This is a genomic window from Methylotuvimicrobium buryatense 5G (assembly GCF_000341735.1).
In the GTDB taxonomy this organism is placed as follows: Bacteria; Pseudomonadota; Gammaproteobacteria; order Methylococcales; family Methylomonadaceae; genus Methylotuvimicrobium; species Methylotuvimicrobium buryatense.
On the sequence record NZ_KB455575.1, the window covers coordinates 1,205,909 to 1,221,484 of the forward strand.

The following is a 15,576-nucleotide window of genomic DNA, read 5'->3' on the forward strand; positions in this document are numbered from 1 at the left end:
TTGTTATGCCATTACCGAATCGCTATATCGGTCGGCTATTTCGCAAAAGACATCGAAATGCTTCAAAAACACATCGACCATGACCGGATCGAAATGACTGCCGCGCCCCAAAGCAATAATATCCCTGGCTTCACCGTAACTCATCGGCGCCTTATAAACACGCGGAGAAATCAAAGCATCGAAGACATCGGCCAGCGCCATGATGCGCGCCGAAACCGGTATGCTTTCGCCGGACAAGCCATCCGGATAACCGGAACCGTTCCATTTTTCATGATGCCAATGGGCTATTTCCTTAGCCAACGACAAAAATTCGACTTGCCCCGCGGCATCTTGTTCAGCCATTTCAATCGCTTCGCTACCGATACGGGCATGCGTCTTCATCACGGCCCATTCGGCGGATGTCAATGGCCCCGGCTTGAGCAAGATGGCATCGGGAATACCGACCTTGCCGATATCGTGTAACGGCGCCGAACGACTCAATAGTTTGATAAATTTATCGGTCAGCATATCGCAAAATCCAGGGGAATCGCGCAAAGCCAAGGCCAACTCTTGCACATAACCTTGGGTTCGCAGAATATGATTGCCGGTTTCAGGATCGCGCGCTTCGGCCAGATGAGCGAGAGCCCTGATACTGACCTCTTGTATCAGCTCGTTTTCCGCCATACGCCGCGCAATCTCGGCTTCCAACCAAGAATTTTGAGCCGACAAGCGATCGCGCGCTTGTTTAAGCTCTAATTGAATTCGGACGCGCGCCATGACGATCGGGGGCGAAATCGGTTTGGTAATATAATCGACAGCACCGAATTCCAAACCCTGGAATTGCGCTTCGTCACTGTCCATCGCGGTGACGAAAATAATCGGAATATCTTTCGTGGCCGAATCGGCACGCAAATGCTCGAATACTTGATAACCGTCCATACCCGGCATCATCACATCGAGCAAAATTAAATCGGGATGCGGCGCAGTGCCGGCAATACGCAAGGCCTTTTCTCCAGACGTGGCGACGCTCACTTGAAATTGAGTTTGCAGTAAATCGCTGAGAACGCACAAATTTTCCGGCGAGTCGTCGACGATCAGTATTTTAGCGTTAGAGTTTTCCGGCATTGATAGGCTCATGGATGAGTGGAAATGGAGTAGAGCGCTAAAAACTTCCAAGCACCTGAAATTTTGTAATTATTCCCGCCCTATCATTCCCATGCTCTGCGTCACTGCCATTAAGTTAAGGGATACCCGTCATTCCGCCATGGACTGGCGAAATCCAGCGCCATGGATGGCAAGCTTTTGAAGCACATTCGAGCCCGAATGACAGCATTACTTATTCTGTGGCGGCTTAACTTAACGGCATTGATGATCTAAGTGGGAACGAGAATTAAAGGGGACTAAATAGCTACGAAATTTTCACCAAATCTAACATACAAAAGCAAGTGCCGCACAACAATTATGGATATATTTTTGATCTGAGAGGAAAATTGCTTCAACCTATGCCTTCCGCATACCGCTCGCCAGCCATACAGGCGCCATGTGGAGATTTCGGCTATAATTTCGTACTTATCCGCATAAAAATTATCAAATCATTCCGCAGATGCTAACCGATAATCAAAAAGACATTCTCGAGCGCTCAAATGTTCAATTAAAACAACTGAGCGAGGAAAAACTCATAGCAATTGCCTCGCGAACGACCGACGAAGAGAAACTCAACGACAAGGAACTCGTCGAATTCATCGAGATAGCCAATGCCTTGTATCGAGGCGGCGATGCGCTGATTAGCGATGCCGAATACGACTTTACTTTTATCGCCGAACTGAAGCGCCGTCATCCGAACCACCCTTTCGTAACGCGCGTCGAACCGGAATCGGCTTTCGCCGGTAAAACGGTTGAATTACCGGTTAGAATGCTATCGACCGACAAGGCCTATAGTCAAAGCGAAATCGAGAATTGGGCCAAACGCATTAAAAAAGCGGCCGACGAACTAAACATAGCCTTCGATTCTCTTGTTTTCAAGGTAACGCCGAAACTGGACGGCTATGCGGCCTATGACGACGGCGAACGGCTTTATACGCGCGGCGACGGCAGAAAAGGCACCGACATCACACGCGTCTTCGAGCGCGGCTTACAAGTCGCGGATAATGGTTCCCGCGGCCTGGGTGCCGGCGAAATCGTCGTCGGCAAAACCTATTTTCAGCGTTATCTGTCCGAGTTTTTCGATAACACACGTAACTTTCAGGCCAGCGTCATCAAGGAAAAAGATCTGGAGCAACACGCGGAACAGGCGATTAAGGATCAAGCTGCGGTATTTTTTCCTTTTACGAAACTGCCCGCTTGGCAAGGCAGTTGGACGGAACTTGCCGAGCGCTTCGATGAGATCGTAAAACAAATCTGGCATGCGGTAGATTATGACGTCGACGGCGTAATACTCGAAATTACCGACGAGCGAATAAAAACCCATATGGGTGCCACCCGCCATCATCATCGTTGGCAAATCGCCTACAAGGAAAATGTCGCGACCGCCGAAGTCAAGATCCTCCAAGTCGTACCGCAAACTTCGCGCTCAGGCCGCATCACACCGGTCGTCGAAGTCGAACCGATCCGTCTGAGCGGCGCAATGTTGCAACGGGCGACCGCTCACCATTATAAGATGGTCGTCGACAAAGGGATCGGTCCCGGCGCGGTGATCAAGCTCGCCCGAAGCGGCGAGGTCATTCCGAAAATCGAGGAAGTCATCACACCGGCCGAACCGGATCTTCCGGAACAATGCCCAAGTTGCGGCAGCGAGTTGGTTTGGGACGGCGACTTTTTGTATTGCACGAACAATTTCGACTGCCCCGCCCAGGTCAGTCATTCGATAGAACATTTTTTTCGGGTACTCGGCAATAACGACGGTTACGGCCCGGCGACGATCGCCAAACTTTACGATAACGATATCCGAACGATCGATAAAATCTACCAACTCAACGCATCGGATTTCGAAGCAATGGGTTTCGGCCCGAAGCAGTCGCAAAATTTGGTCGATCAATTGCAGCGTAGTTTATCCGAACCGATCGAGGACTGGCGGTTTCTGGCCGCGTTCGGCGTATTCCGAATGGGGCTTGGCAACTGCGAAAAACTGCTCGCACACTACCGTTTACCGGAAATCTTTTCGTTGAGCGAAGCAGAAATCGTCGCGCTCGAAGGCTTCGCCGAGAAAACTGCCGATATCGTACTGAAAGGTTTGAAAAAAATCGAACCGTTGTTCAACCAATTATATCGTTTAGGCTTTGTATTGAACGAAACCAAAACCCAGGAAATGCCTGCGGGACAAAGCCCCATAGCCGGCAAATCCTTGGTGTTCACCGGCACGATGCAACAAGGCTCGCGCGAGGATATGATTCGCGAAGCCAAAGCAATGGGCGCGAAAGTCGGTAGCGCGGTTAGCGGAAAAACCGACTATTTGGTCATAGGGGAAAAGGTAGGGGCAACCAAATTAAATGCCGCCGAAAAACACGGCGTACGCATACTGAGCGAAGCCGAATATCTGGATTTGATCGGTCGATAGAATGCCTGAGGGCATATGCCTAGAACAAGCATTTCACCATGAAGATCATGAAGAATTAGCGTCTTCGTTCATCTAAGAGGTTAGAAAGTAAACTTAAGAACGAGCATGAAATAACTTCTACAAATGGTTCCCATGCTCTGCGTGGGAACCTGGACGGGGACGCTAGAGCGTCCATCTTTTTATTCACTGAGAGAGGATTGGATGCGGGAATCAAAAGTCTAATTTATTTTGTGCTTATTTTTTAGGTAATCTCTCGAAATACATCATGAACTTCATGCGCATCATGGTTAACCTGTCGAATTTAGGATAGGAGCTTTTGTCACCAAGTATTAATCTCGCTGAACAGAGGTTATCGAATATTTTGGAACGAAGTTGTTTGATAAATCCGCGGATATTGAACGTCAGCGGCTTTCCCTCACCTAGCGTGAGGTGAGGGAATCATATACCCATCGCACTTCAAATTTCGGCATTGACACATGGAGGCGCCGGGGTGTTCGGCAAAGGCTTTGACAGCAGGGATGCTGTCACAGAGCCTACATGGACGTATTCACGGCGTCCTTTGACGGACTCTTCGGCGCCGAAATTTGACCAGCAAAGGGTATAACTCAGTTATTTCATACTCATTCCTCAACCGACTTTCACGAGGCTTGGAACATAATCTTCCGGCGGCTCGAACCCTAACAACGAGATACAAGTCGCCGCCAGATTCGCAATACCGGGGTTTGGCACATCGGCCAAACTGGCATGGGCCTCCCCTGAAGGATCGTAAATAATTGCCGGCACCGGGTTCAATGAATGAGCCGTTTTGGGCTTGAACTTGCCTTCATCGTCAAGAACCAGCTTACCTGTCTTTTTATCCAGCTCGCACATGTCGTCCGCATTGCCGTGGTCTGCCGAACATACTAGAATTCCGCCTGTCTTTTTCAGTGCTTCGATAATCCTGCCGACCCCTTGATCGACGGCTTCGACAGCCACCTTGACTGCATTTACATCGCCGGTATGACCGACCATGTCGCCATTCGGATAATTCAGGCGAATAAATTGATATTCTCCGCTCTCGATCGCCTGCACGACAGCATCGGTGATTTCGTCCGCTTTCATTCGCGGCGCTTCCTCGAACGGACAAGAATCCGACGGAATTTCCACCCAGGTTTCGGTCGGGAATTTACCGGAATTATTGCCATTGAAAAAATAGGTCATGTGGCCGAATTTCTGCGTTTCGGAAATCGCCAACTGTTTTATACCGGCGTTCGACAAATATTCGCTCATCGTTCGATCAATCGCGGGCGGCGTTACCAAATAATGCTCGGGCACGCCAAGATCGCCGTCGTATTGCATCATACCCGCATATAACACATCCGGTTTCGGACCACGATCGAACTCGGTCAATTCGTCCGCTTCAAAGGCCTTGGTAATTTCCAACGCCCGATCGCCTCGGAAGTTAAAGAAGATTACGCTATCGCCATCGACAATCGGTCCGACCGGCGCTCCGTTACGCTCGATGACGAACGCGGGTAAATCTTGATCCAAAATACCGGGTTTTTCTTTACGGAAGGTTTCTATTGCTTCCTTCATCGACGCAAATCGCCGGCCTTCGGCTTTCACATGCGTATCCCAACCGCGCCGCACCATATCCCAATTGGCATTGTAACGATCCATCGTAATGTTCATGCGTCCGCCGCCGGATGCGATACAATAATCGACGCTGCCGTCGGCATTGATCTCGTTCAAAAAGGTTTCGAAGCGCTCGACATATTCCAACGCCGAAGTCGGCGGCACATCGCGCCCGTCTATCAAGGCATGAATTCGCGCCTTTTTAACGCCTTGTCCCTTGGCTTTCCGCAACATCGCTTCCAAATGATTCAGATTGGAATGCACATTGCCGTCCGAAAACAAACCGATAAAGTGTAAGGTCGATTCTTTGTTAATGACGTTTCGAATAAGCTCATCCCAAACCGACCCAGACGCGAACATAGCTCCGGATTCGATCGCCTTACCAACCAAGGATGCACCTTGAGAAAAAACACGTCCGCAACCAATGGCGTTATGGCCGACTTCCGAATTACCCATGTCGCCGTCATCGGGGAGCCCGACTGCAACGCCATGAGCACGCAACTCTGTATACAAGGCGTGCTCACGCAACCAATCCAAATTTGGCGTTGCGGATTGCAGCACAAAATCGCTTTCCGGATTTTTACCAATTCCTATCCCATCCATAATGGCCAACACCACAGGACCATTAGGCCCTGCAAAATCCTTATTCTTTTTTAATTCAATCATTTCAAACTCCGATTTAGATATACGCTGATACTGTTTAACTCGCTTTCAATATAAACATCGATAATGAAACATTACTCCCTTTAAACTCAAGTTTAGCTTTAACTTGAGATGTGTCCTTTTCGTTTACTATAGCTGACTACACGGACGTATTCACGGAGTCCAGCCAATCGAGCAACCGAACCCTCCTTAAAATAAGGAAGTTATTTACGACCAAATCATTATCCCTAGCCGAGATTTGAAGTACGAAATTTATCAATGCTGGCTTTCTAAGTTGAAATCACCCAATAAATTTTGGGCAAAAAAAAACCGCTGTGATAAGCGGTTTTTTGCACATAAATGGAGGCTGCGGCCGGAATCGAACCGGCGTAGATGGCTTTGCAGGCCACTGCATAACCACTTTGCTACGCAGCCATAATATTAAATAAAAAAGCCGCGAGATTCGCGGCTTAATAAATTATTGGAGCGGGAAACGAGATTCGAACTCGCGACCCCAACCTTGGCAAGGTTGTGCTCTACCACTGAGCTATTCCCGCATCGCTTCAATAACGAATATTATACTTAAATATTTCAGCCCGTCAACATTTTATTGAACATTTATTGAATTAGTCCAAGCTGTTTTACCTTGGCACTCGCCTTCAGCTTCAATTCTCACGTTAGCGAAGGCATTCTTTTTGCCGAAAGCATCTTGAAAACCCAGAACAGTAACAGGAGTTCCAGCCGGCATATGTTTACAACCGCCTACTCTATCGTCTTCCTCTGTATCATCATAAGCTGCAATCGTACCAGGTACTGCAACTAACCGTATTGAGGAATCCTTATCGTAAGCATTCGGTCCTTGTAAAACATATTTTTGACCAACCACCAAGTCTTTCATAACCGGCCCGGATACGGAAGAACCCGACCCACCTCCGAACATCATGATACCCAACAAGACTACGACACCGCCTACCGCACCGTAAAAAACCTTAGGCTTTTCTTCCTTGAGTTTCAATGTGGAACTTAAAAAACCACCCGCCATTTTTTTTATTGATTCTGTTTTATCTTCAGAACTCTTAGAAACTGTCTCTTTTTCAACTGTTTCCTGGGTACTTTCCGAAGCTTGGTTATTGTTGTCTTCTTCACTGCTCATAATTTCCTCTCAATTTTCTAGTTATTATAGTTAACAATAGGTTTCTACTTGTTATATACCTTTCGCATTTCAAATTTCGACAGTCCCTGAGAGATGCCGGAGTGGTCGGTCGATTTTTGCTCCTCGGTAATTTCTCCTGTATCGCCTAAAGCGCCTAATGTTGATGCCCTAATACACGTCACCCATAATCATCGCAAAGGCTTTACCAGCATGATATTTGCATAGAGCCTACACTGATGTATTCATAGCGTCGTGTGATAGATATCCCGGTGCCGAATTTTGATCTACGATGAGTATTAAACAAAGTCAGTATAAACCTAATCCAATTGCATTAAAAAAACACAATGCTAAAACACTCATCTCGAATGGTTCAAATTACCACGATAGCAAAAGTTTTCAAGCTTAAAATTAAGTCACTTAACTCTACTTCAAAAATAATTAGAACCATCGGAGTTTTTCAGCGCGTTTTAGTTCAACACAGCCTACTCAAATAAAATCATATCCTTTTTTGGTTTCGGTCTTTTGAACATTTAACTCCTCGACTCTTCGACATTCGAATTGCCAATAACCCAATCCGATATTTTTTCTATCTCGGAGAATAATCGGAAACGTTTCATTGTTCATGGTCATACGAATCATATCGCCATCCTTAAGGCTGAACGACTCAAGTATGATAAAGCTTTTTTCGCTTTCTTGGCTCTTAACACCATAAATCAATGCCTTTTGAGACAACTCGTCTGTTTCGTTTTTTGTATATGACTTATAAGAAACAGCAAAAACTTGATTAGCCAGTAATTGGATTTCAAAACCAATCTTTCCGTCAGCTTTGACTGAAGTAATTTTGTTAACAACACCCAACGATCGCTTAGAAACCGATGAATTTTTTTTTCTAAAGCTGATTAAACTTCCAATTGAGACCATGCCAGCCTTTTTGAACTGACACGCCAACGACCTCTCCGAAGCCGACTCCGCCAACATTTCATTCTCACTTAATTTCGTTGCAGGATCTCCGCTGAGCAAATCGTGGCATGCTTCCAATCCGATGCAAAAAAAACGCTCTAATCTATCGCCAAATACCGGCACACCATGAAACTCGATTCCGGTCCATCTTGAAATGAGATAGTCCAGTAATTCAGCTGGCAATAAGCCATCATCGTCTTTCACTAGCATTAATGAACTAAAACGCGCTTGTTCCTTGGATACAAACCTGGATTTGTTTTGAAGTATTTTTATTAGCTTATTAAAACCCAAATATAAAACTGAAGTATCTGAAGGCGGCTTAGATTCCGATATAAAATGCGGGCCTTGATCCTCATCTGTCAAAATAATACATTGATGCGGTTGAGTCTCGAAGGGACTGTGACCAATCACCAAATGGGCACTATGTTGTTCAATGAAATTAAATACCTGCAATACCTCTTTTTGCATAAGACCGGATGGTTCGGCCAAGCAGAGCAACAAAATTTGCCTATAGCAATCGCCCACAGAAAGCCCCTGCCCTGGCGCCAAATGACTCTTGGAAACATTAATCGAATCTTTTTTGATTTTTACGCTTAGGCGATACAGTGAATGAATATCTATCCAAACCCAATCCGGTACTGTTAAATTCATTAGATAATGACTGACAACAATGTTGCTCAGACCTCTGATCGCTCTTTGAATAGATAAAGGAGCGCTCTTACCTTGAAACCAACCTAAGCTTCTTCGAGTAAGTTCTTTTACAACAATCCAATAACCGAGCGTAAACTCTTTTTCTATTGCGATCAATACGTTAAATATTTTGTGCTCGTCAGACTCTTTCGGAAATCCCTCTTGCATTAGTCTGAAACGCAAATACTCCTCTACAGTGGAAACTCGAAAACTTAATATTTCCAGCGCATCGAGGCGAGCTTGTGCGCTCATGGCCAAGCCATTAAACTCTTTCAAAAAATCGTATATTAATCGCGTAGACAATCCGGGATTGGCAACCGGCAACTCATCAAGCCAATGCTGCAATGCCTTTTCTTCGAATATTCTTAATCTCTCAGGAATATCCTTTTGGGCGGGGATCACTAAAAAAAAAGAATTTTTCACCGATCCCTCAGATTTAAGCGTTCAACCAAAAACTGAAACATGTGCTTGACCCAACATCTCGTTTGCAACGAATATAAAGAAAAAACGCTCGATTATTACAAATGTTTTTATATACCTTTTAAGCACATCAAATATCGGCACCGACTTTCACAGAAGCCCCGGGGTGCCGGTGGAGGCTCTATGATCCCTCGCTGGATTGTAGGACTTACAAGAACGTATTCACCCAGCACATGAAGATTATTATACCCTTTGCTAGTCAAATTTCGGCGTCGGGGTGCCCGTCAAAGGACGCCGTGAATACGTCCATGTAAGCTCTAGGACAGCATCCATGCCGCCAAAGCCTTTGCCGAACACCCCGACGCCTCCATACGCTAATGCCGAAATTTGAAGTGCGATAGGTATAATTATAGTCAATATTCTATGGAATTTAGGCGCTAGCTGAATGTGGATTTTGCATGGGGCTAATGATGACGTGCAGAAGAACAGAAAAGGCAGAAAAATTCTTTTCTGCATTCACTCTATTCATGGAACATAACAGTCGAGGAGCAAAAATCCGACAGGAAGCCGTGAATACGTCCATGTAGGCTCGCCGGCGGAATCTGACTGCCATGAATGGCGTGTATTAGGGCACCAACAGTAGGCGCTTTGGCGATGCAGGGCAGATAAATGCTTCTGCATTTTCTGCATTCATTACATCCTTGTAACTCAGCAATTGCCGAGGAGAAAAAATCTCCCCTGCTGCCGACGTCCTCGCTAGGCACACCCTATACTTTCATAAAGCTAAACATTTTTCGAGTATTAAGAGATTATTATTAAAATTATTCTGGATCCATACCGACAATCGACAATAATCTCATTTTATCCAGCGCATATTGTCGTAATGCCGATAAAATCGCCGGATCCGCAGAGCTATCGCCCAGCAAATCTTGCACTTTTGAGAAATATTCATTTATATTCAGACCAATGCAACCGGTGCCGGTCAAACGCTTCACACAATCTTTCATCCAGCGCGCCCACTCCTCCTCGCTTAACGTTTCAGGATAATTCCGGGCTCGATATCGAAAAAACATTTCCGGCAAACGCGGATCGCTGAAGTTTAAACGCAAATTCGTTAAATCATCAGGACGGGTTTGATGAACTTTCTCCATCGCCTTTTTGTCGCTATCGCTAAAAAAACCGCCACTGTAAATCATCAAATCAGGATCGGCATCAGATTCCGGAAAATCCGTGTCAAAGACTTGGGTAATTTTTTCTAATATATTAGAAACGCTACGGATTTTATCAATATGCCGATAGCAACGATCGATATCTAAATTAAGCCTAGCTGCGTCATCGGGCCTTATGACCGCTATCGGCGCCAGAACAGGGCATTTGTTGACATGCACGGTTTTTAGCGGAATTCGCTCGACTCCTTCCGGTAAATCTTTCGTGGCAGTAAAAATTCTTTGCTTGATTTCATCGACCGACAAACTGATCAAGGCATCGGGATCATTAGAAAGATCGTAAACTACGACCCCATTAGTATTGGTCGGATGCCGACAAATCGGCAAAACCACGGCCATACAATGATTTCTAACAGCGTATTTTCCTGAAATGTGAACAACCGGTTTAAAGCTACCTAATTGCAACAAATGGTTTGCGGCAGATTTAACTCGGTTATCAAAAAGAAATTTATAAAGTTTAGGTTGCGCATCACGGACCAGTTTAGCCACAGCTATTGTTGCGTAAACATCCGACAGCGCATCGTGAGCCTTGGCATGTTCAATACCATTGACCTTGGTGAGCTCTTCCAACCGAAAAGTAACTAGTCCCTCCTCGTTTACCGGCCATTCAATACCCCCCGGACGAAGCGCGTAAGCGGCACGTACTACATCGATTAAATCCCAACGCGAATTACCGTTTTGCCACTCCCTCTGATAAGGATCGTAAAGGTTTCGATATAAGGTATTGCGAGTCACCTCATCGTCGAAACGAATATTGTTATACCCTAGGGTGCAAGTATTGGGCTGAGAAATTTCACGAGAAACCGCTTCGATAAATTCAGCCTCGCAAATTCCTTTTGCTTCGGCAGTTTGCGGAGTAATGCCTGTAATTAAACACGCAACGGGATCGGGAAGACAATCAAGTGCGGGCTTGCAGTAAATAACAAGCGGATCGCCTAAAACATTGAAATCATAATCGGTGCGAATTCCGGCAAATTGAACCGGCCTATCGAGTCTTGGGTCTATTCCAAACGTTTCGTAGTCATGCCAATAAAAAGTCCGTCCGGCCACAATGGGTCAACAGCCTTTTAAAGATTGACCAGGGCTTTCAGCACATCGGTCCGACTGACCACACCAACAAGCTCGGAATCTCGAAAAACAGGGAAACTTCTAATCGTAGAGTCTTTAAATTTTGCCGCAATATCGACGATGCTCGCATCCGCATTGACCGAAACGATATCCGTGCTCATAAATTCGGAAACCTTACCGGCCGAACCTTGGTTATAAGCCGATTCCAATACGACTTTCATACTGTCCCTCTCGGAAAACATACCGACTAGCTTGCCTTGCCCGTTTATCACGGGAGCACAAGTAATTTTATGGGAAAGCAATTGTTTTATCGCTTCAACGACATTGACATCTTCCTTGAGTGTGACCATATTTCTTTTGGTCATGTAATCGGCAACAGTAATTTTAGCCAGCATGGATTAACTCCTGATTATGGTTATTATTATCAACGAAAGAAACCATTAGACAAACACAAGCGTTAAACTCGTCCTTCCGCTTCCATTTTTTTTCTTTTATCACATTTTTTAATGCAAACGCAATCGCCTTTATCGGCTCCGCCGCACGAGCCCTTGATAGCATTTCTGCCAAAAAAAACGCCCACTGCCATTATTGCAATAACAATGAGCATAAATGCAAATGTTATTAAAAAATAAGTCATTGTCACTCCTTAAAATAATCGCTAAACGCCGAGGTTGAGATTTCGCTGAACCCCTTCTCGGTTTTGGTAATAAATAAGACAGGAATACGCTGCTGCTCTGCCAATCGTAAACCTTGTTCGGCACCTAAGACCATAAATGCGGTCGCCCATGCGTCTGCTTCCATCGCAGTTTCGCTTAATACCGTCACCGAGGCAAGATTATGATTAATTGACCGCCCCGTTCTAGGATCGATCGTATGTGAAAATCTGACCCCTTCCGCTTCAAAAAAGTTTCGGTAATCTCCGGAGGTCGCCACCGAAATATCGGTAATCGACACGATTTTCTGTATCATTCGTTGTTCTGAGGTAGGTTTTTCTATTGCAATGCGCCAAGCATTACCATCCGGTTTGCGTCCTCTCAACCGAAGCTCACCTCCAATTTCAACCAAATAATCGTTAATACCTTTCTTTTCCAACAGCAAACCGACTTGATCCACTCCATAGCCTTTAGCGATCGCCGATAAATCAAGATATAGATCAGGAAGGTTTTTTTTGATCGATAGGGGTTCGGTTCTCAACTTTAGATGCCGATAACCAATCCGCTGCATCGCTAATAGAATAGATTCGTTCGAAGGCGCCTGAAACGATAATGGATCAGGACCAAAGCCCCATAGATTCACCAAAGGACCGACCGTAATATCAAAAGCACCTTCCGTCAGATCACTAATGCGCCTAGCTTCTGCCAAAACACCGTACAGAGCCTCGGAAACCGGCTGCCATTCGACTGAGTCGCTGTTATTAATCAACGATAATTCTGATTGCGGCCGATAGGTCGACATCTGATCGTTGACGAGTTCCAACAATTCTTTGACGTCAATATTAAGTTGGTCGGCTTTGACTCCATCAGGCAACACCGATGCTTTGATGCTGAAACTAGTTCCCATCGTTTGACCGGTCATCTCGAAAGCGAAAACAGCTTTCTTAGCCCCCTGGTCATCACAGCCCACCAATAAAAAAACGAGGACCAGAAAAAACCCGAATCCTCGTTGATCTTGTTTTACATGCATAGATTTATTTTTTGCAACCTCTCCCGAAATACTCGGGAGAGGTGTTTGCCTTTAAATTATCAACCGCCGAAATCATCCAAGAAGATACTTTCAGGCTCGACTCCGTTTTCCAACAGCATGTTGATAACCGACGAGTTCATGATCGGAGGTCCGCACATGTAGTATTCACAATCTTCCGGTGCCGGATGATTTTTAAGATAGTTCTCATACAACACATTGTGAATAAAGCCGGTATAGCCGTCCCAATCATCGCCTGGGAGAGGATCGGACAACGCGACATGCCATTCGAAGTTTTCGTTCTCGGCCGCCAGCATGTCGAAATCTTCAACATAGAACATTTCGCGTTTGCTTCGCGCACCATACCAGAAAGTGATCTTGCGTTTCGATTTCAAACGGCGTAATTGATCGAAGAGATGCGAACGCATGGGCGCCATACCCGCTCCGCCGCCGATAAATACCATTTCTTTATCGGTTTCCTGCGCGAAAAATTCGCCGTAAGGACCTGAAATAATACATTTATCGCCTGGTTTCAAATTAAAGATATAGGACGACATGATACCTGGCGGAACGTTTTCAGGTGCTCCCGGCGGTGGCGAAGCGATCCTGACATTTAACATTATTTCCTTTTCTTCGGGATAACTCGCCATCGAATAAGCTCTCAAGGCAGGTTCTTTTACCTCGGAGACATAGCGCCATAGATTAAACTTATCCCAATCATCGCGGAAACGTTCTTCAACAATGAAATCTTTGTATTTTACGACATGAGGAGGACATTCAATTTGAATGTAACCGCCTGCGCGGTAATTGATCGCTTCGCCTTCCGGCAATTCTAAAACCAATTCTTTAATAAATGTCGCAACGTTATGGTTCGATTTTACTGTACATTCCCATTTTTTGACGCCGAAAACAGAATCTTCGACTTCAATTTTCATGTTTTGCTTTACCGTTACCTGGCAAGACAGGCGTTCGCCTTCTGCCGCTTCGCGTTTAGTTATATGAGAACGCTCAGTCGGTAAAATTTCGCCGCCCCCTTCAAATATTTTCACACGGCATTGCGCGCATGAACCGCCACCGCCGCACGCCGAAGGAACGAACAACTTGTTGTCCGCTAACGCGGTCAATAACTTAGAGCCAACAGGAACATGAATCAATTTCTCATCGTTAATGAGAACTTCAACGTCTCCCGAAGCCACCAATTTACTCTTTGCGCCGATGATCACGAAGACCAGCGCAATCACGATCACCGTGAAAATAATAATTCCTAATGCAATTTCCAGCATTACGATACCTTTTTAAAGTTGGATTCCAGAAAAAGCCATGAAGCCAAGAGACATCAGACCCGCGGTAAGAAAAGTGATGCCAAGACCTTGCAGGCCACCCGGTATATCACTGTATTTGAGCTTTTCGCGCACGCCGGCCATGACCGTAATAGCCAATGCCCAACCGAAACCGCTACCGACTCCGTAAGTGACGCTTTCGCCCAAACTGTAATCGCGCTCGATCATGAACAAACTGCCGCCAAGAATCGCACAGTTGACCGTAATCAATGGCAAGAAAACACCCAAGGCATTGTATAAAGCCGGAAAGAACTTATCCAAAATCATTTCCAGAATTTGCACCAATGCGGCGATCATACCGATACAGCTCAACAAGGATAGAAAGCTCAAGTCGACGCCGGTAATCCCTAGCCATGACAACGCATCTTCTTTCAACAAGCTGTGATAGATAATATTATTGGCAGGAACGGTGATCGTTTGCACGACCATAACCGCAACACCAAGCCCCATCGCGGTCGAAATCTTTTTCGAAACCGCAAGGAATGTACACATTCCCAGGAAGAAAGATAACGCCAGGTTTTCAATGAAAACCGCTTTAACAAACAGACTGATATAGGCTTCCATTAGTGATGCCCTCCTTCACCATGAGCAATCGGCATGATTTGGAATTCGACATGTTCTCGTTGCTCGGGCTTGATTTGACGAAAAACCCAAATGATCATACCGATGATAAAAAATGCACTGGGTGGCAACAGCATTAAACCATTAGGATCATACCAACCGCCGTCTTTGGTCAATTCGAATATCTCAATGCCGAGCAGTTTGCCGGAACCGAACAACTCGCGGAAAAAAGCGACGATAACCAAAATCAAGCTATAGCCCAATCCATTACCGATTCCGTCCATGAAGCTTTCCAACGGCGGGTTTTTCATTGCATAAGCTTCGGCGCGCCCCATCACGATACAGTTGGTGATGATCAAGCCGACAAATACAGACAATTGCTTGCTGATGTCGTAAGCAACCGCCTTCAGTATTTGGTCGACAACGATAACCAATGACGCGATGATCGTCATTTGCACGATGATCCGAATGCTGCTCGGAATATGATTCCGGATCAAACTGATTGATGCACTTGAACACGCCGTTACCGACGTCAAAGCAATCGCCATGATCAACGACGTCGACATTTGCGACGTAACCGCCAGCGCCGAACAGATGCCGAGTACCTGAAGGGTAATCGGGTTTTCATTAATCAAAGGTTTTATTAGAACCTTTTTAGTTTCATTCGTTAATATTGCACTCATGATTAAC

The 15,576-nt window shown here is 45.7% G+C and carries 12 protein-coding genes and 2 tRNA genes; 1 reads left to right on the forward strand and 13 read right to left on the reverse strand.

Annotated features, from left to right (window positions below; all coding sequences use genetic code 11):
* Nucleotides 1-3: 3 nt before the first annotated feature.
* Nucleotides 4-1,104, reverse strand: coding sequence for a response regulator (locus METBU_RS0105455; protein ID WP_017839664.1), 1,101 nt, complete (start codon nucleotides 1,102-1,104; stop codon nucleotides 4-6).
* Between the two features lie 478 nt (nucleotides 1,105-1,582).
* On the opposite strand from METBU_RS0105455, the gene METBU_RS0105460 reads away from it, so the two are divergent.
* Nucleotides 1,583-3,532 carry a helix-hairpin-helix domain-containing protein gene (locus METBU_RS0105460; RefSeq protein ID WP_017839665.1) on the forward strand — a complete coding sequence of 650 codons (1,950 nt, stop codon included), beginning with the start codon at nucleotides 1,583-1,585 and terminating at the stop codon, nucleotides 3,530-3,532.
* A 627-nt stretch (nucleotides 3,533-4,159) separates the two neighbouring features.
* Here METBU_RS0105460 and gpmI read toward each other — a convergent pair.
* From gpmI to METBU_RS0105520, 12 genes are all read right to left on the reverse strand, one after another.
* The gene (gene gpmI, locus METBU_RS0105465; protein ID WP_017839666.1) at nucleotides 4,160-5,812 is read right to left on the reverse strand and encodes a 2,3-bisphosphoglycerate-independent phosphoglycerate mutase; all 1,653 of its coding nucleotides are present in this window, start codon (nucleotides 5,810-5,812) and stop codon (nucleotides 4,160-4,162) included.
* A gap of 337 nt (nucleotides 5,813-6,149) precedes the next feature.
* A tRNA-Cys gene (locus tag METBU_RS0105470) sits at nucleotides 6,150-6,223 on the reverse strand.
* A gap of 47 nt (nucleotides 6,224-6,270) precedes the next feature.
* A tRNA-Gly gene (locus METBU_RS0105475) sits at nucleotides 6,271-6,345 on the reverse strand.
* Between the two features lie 50 nt (nucleotides 6,346-6,395).
* Entirely contained in the window at nucleotides 6,396-6,941 is a 546-nt protein-coding gene (locus tag METBU_RS0105480; protein ID WP_017839667.1) for a hypothetical protein, read from the reverse strand.
* Between the two features lie 486 nt (nucleotides 6,942-7,427).
* Nucleotides 7,428-9,014, reverse strand: coding sequence for a hypothetical protein (locus tag METBU_RS0105485; RefSeq protein WP_017839668.1), 1,587 nt, complete (start codon nucleotides 9,012-9,014; stop codon nucleotides 7,428-7,430).
* Nucleotides 9,015-9,832: 818 nt separating this feature from the next.
* Complete coding sequence (gene sbcB, locus METBU_RS0105490; RefSeq protein ID WP_017839669.1) at nucleotides 9,833-11,287, reverse strand: exodeoxyribonuclease I; 1,455 nt, start codon at nucleotides 11,285-11,287, stop codon at nucleotides 9,833-9,835.
* A 17-nt stretch (nucleotides 11,288-11,304) separates the two neighbouring features.
* Nucleotides 11,305-11,700, reverse strand: a complete 396-nt coding sequence (locus METBU_RS0105495) for a CBS domain-containing protein (protein WP_017839670.1) — start codon at nucleotides 11,698-11,700, stop codon at nucleotides 11,305-11,307.
* Nucleotides 11,701-11,762: 62 nt separating this feature from the next.
* On the reverse strand, nucleotides 11,763-11,942 hold the full coding sequence (locus METBU_RS0105500) for a (Na+)-NQR maturation NqrM (RefSeq protein ID WP_017839671.1): 180 nt from the start codon (nucleotides 11,940-11,942) through the stop codon (nucleotides 11,763-11,765).
* A gap of 2 nt (nucleotides 11,943-11,944) precedes the next feature.
* Nucleotides 11,945-12,988 (reverse strand): FAD:protein FMN transferase, encoded by a 1,044-nt coding sequence (locus METBU_RS0105505; RefSeq protein WP_017839672.1) that lies wholly within the window; start codon nucleotides 12,986-12,988, stop codon nucleotides 11,945-11,947.
* Between the two features lie 59 nt (nucleotides 12,989-13,047).
* Nucleotides 13,048-14,268 (reverse strand): NADH:ubiquinone reductase (Na(+)-transporting) subunit F, encoded by a 1,221-nt coding sequence (gene nqrF, locus METBU_RS0105510; protein WP_017839673.1) that lies wholly within the window; start codon nucleotides 14,266-14,268, stop codon nucleotides 13,048-13,050.
* Nucleotides 14,269-14,280: 12 nt separating this feature from the next.
* Complete coding sequence (nqrE, locus tag METBU_RS0105515) at nucleotides 14,281-14,889, reverse strand: NADH:ubiquinone reductase (Na(+)-transporting) subunit E (RefSeq protein ID WP_017839674.1); 609 nt, start codon at nucleotides 14,887-14,889, stop codon at nucleotides 14,281-14,283.
* The gene (locus METBU_RS0105520; RefSeq protein WP_017839675.1) at nucleotides 14,889-15,569 is read right to left on the reverse strand and encodes an NADH:ubiquinone reductase (Na(+)-transporting) subunit D; all 681 of its coding nucleotides are present in this window, start codon (nucleotides 15,567-15,569) and stop codon (nucleotides 14,889-14,891) included. The genes nqrE and METBU_RS0105520 overlap by 1 nt, the downstream gene beginning before the upstream one ends.
* Nucleotides 15,570-15,576 lie beyond the last annotated feature (7 nt).

What these genes read in the sequence shown, in the direction of transcription:
- nqrE (WP_017839674.1), bottom strand. Translation starts at nt 14,889, where the DNA reads ATGGAAGCCTATATCAGTCTGTTTGTTAAAGCGGTTTTCATTGAAAAC.
- METBU_RS0105455 (WP_017839664.1), bottom strand. Translation starts at nt 1,104, where the DNA reads ATGCCGGAAAACTCTAACGCTAAAATACTGATCGTCGACGACTCGCCG.
- METBU_RS0105500 (WP_017839671.1), bottom strand. Translation starts at nt 11,942, where the DNA reads ATGACTTATTTTTTAATAACATTTGCATTTATGCTCATTGTTATTGCA.
- METBU_RS0105460 (WP_017839665.1), top strand. Translation starts at nt 1,583, where the DNA reads ATGCTAACCGATAATCAAAAAGACATTCTCGAGCGCTCAAATGTTCAA.
- METBU_RS0105480 (WP_017839667.1), bottom strand. Translation starts at nt 6,941, where the DNA reads ATGAGCAGTGAAGAAGACAACAATAACCAAGCTTCGGAAAGTACCCAG.
- nqrF (WP_017839673.1), bottom strand. Translation starts at nt 14,268, where the DNA reads ATGCTGGAAATTGCATTAGGAATTATTATTTTCACGGTGATCGTGATT.
- METBU_RS0105505 (WP_017839672.1), bottom strand. Translation starts at nt 12,988, where the DNA reads ATGCATGTAAAACAAGATCAACGAGGATTCGGGTTTTTTCTGGTCCTC.
- gpmI (WP_017839666.1), bottom strand. Translation starts at nt 5,812, where the DNA reads ATGATTGAATTAAAAAAGAATAAGGATTTTGCAGGGCCTAATGGTCCT.
- METBU_RS0105520 (WP_017839675.1), bottom strand. Translation starts at nt 15,569, where the DNA reads ATGAGTGCAATATTAACGAATGAAACTAAAAAGGTTCTAATAAAACCT.
- METBU_RS0105495 (WP_017839670.1), bottom strand. Translation starts at nt 11,700, where the DNA reads ATGCTGGCTAAAATTACTGTTGCCGATTACATGACCAAAAGAAATATG.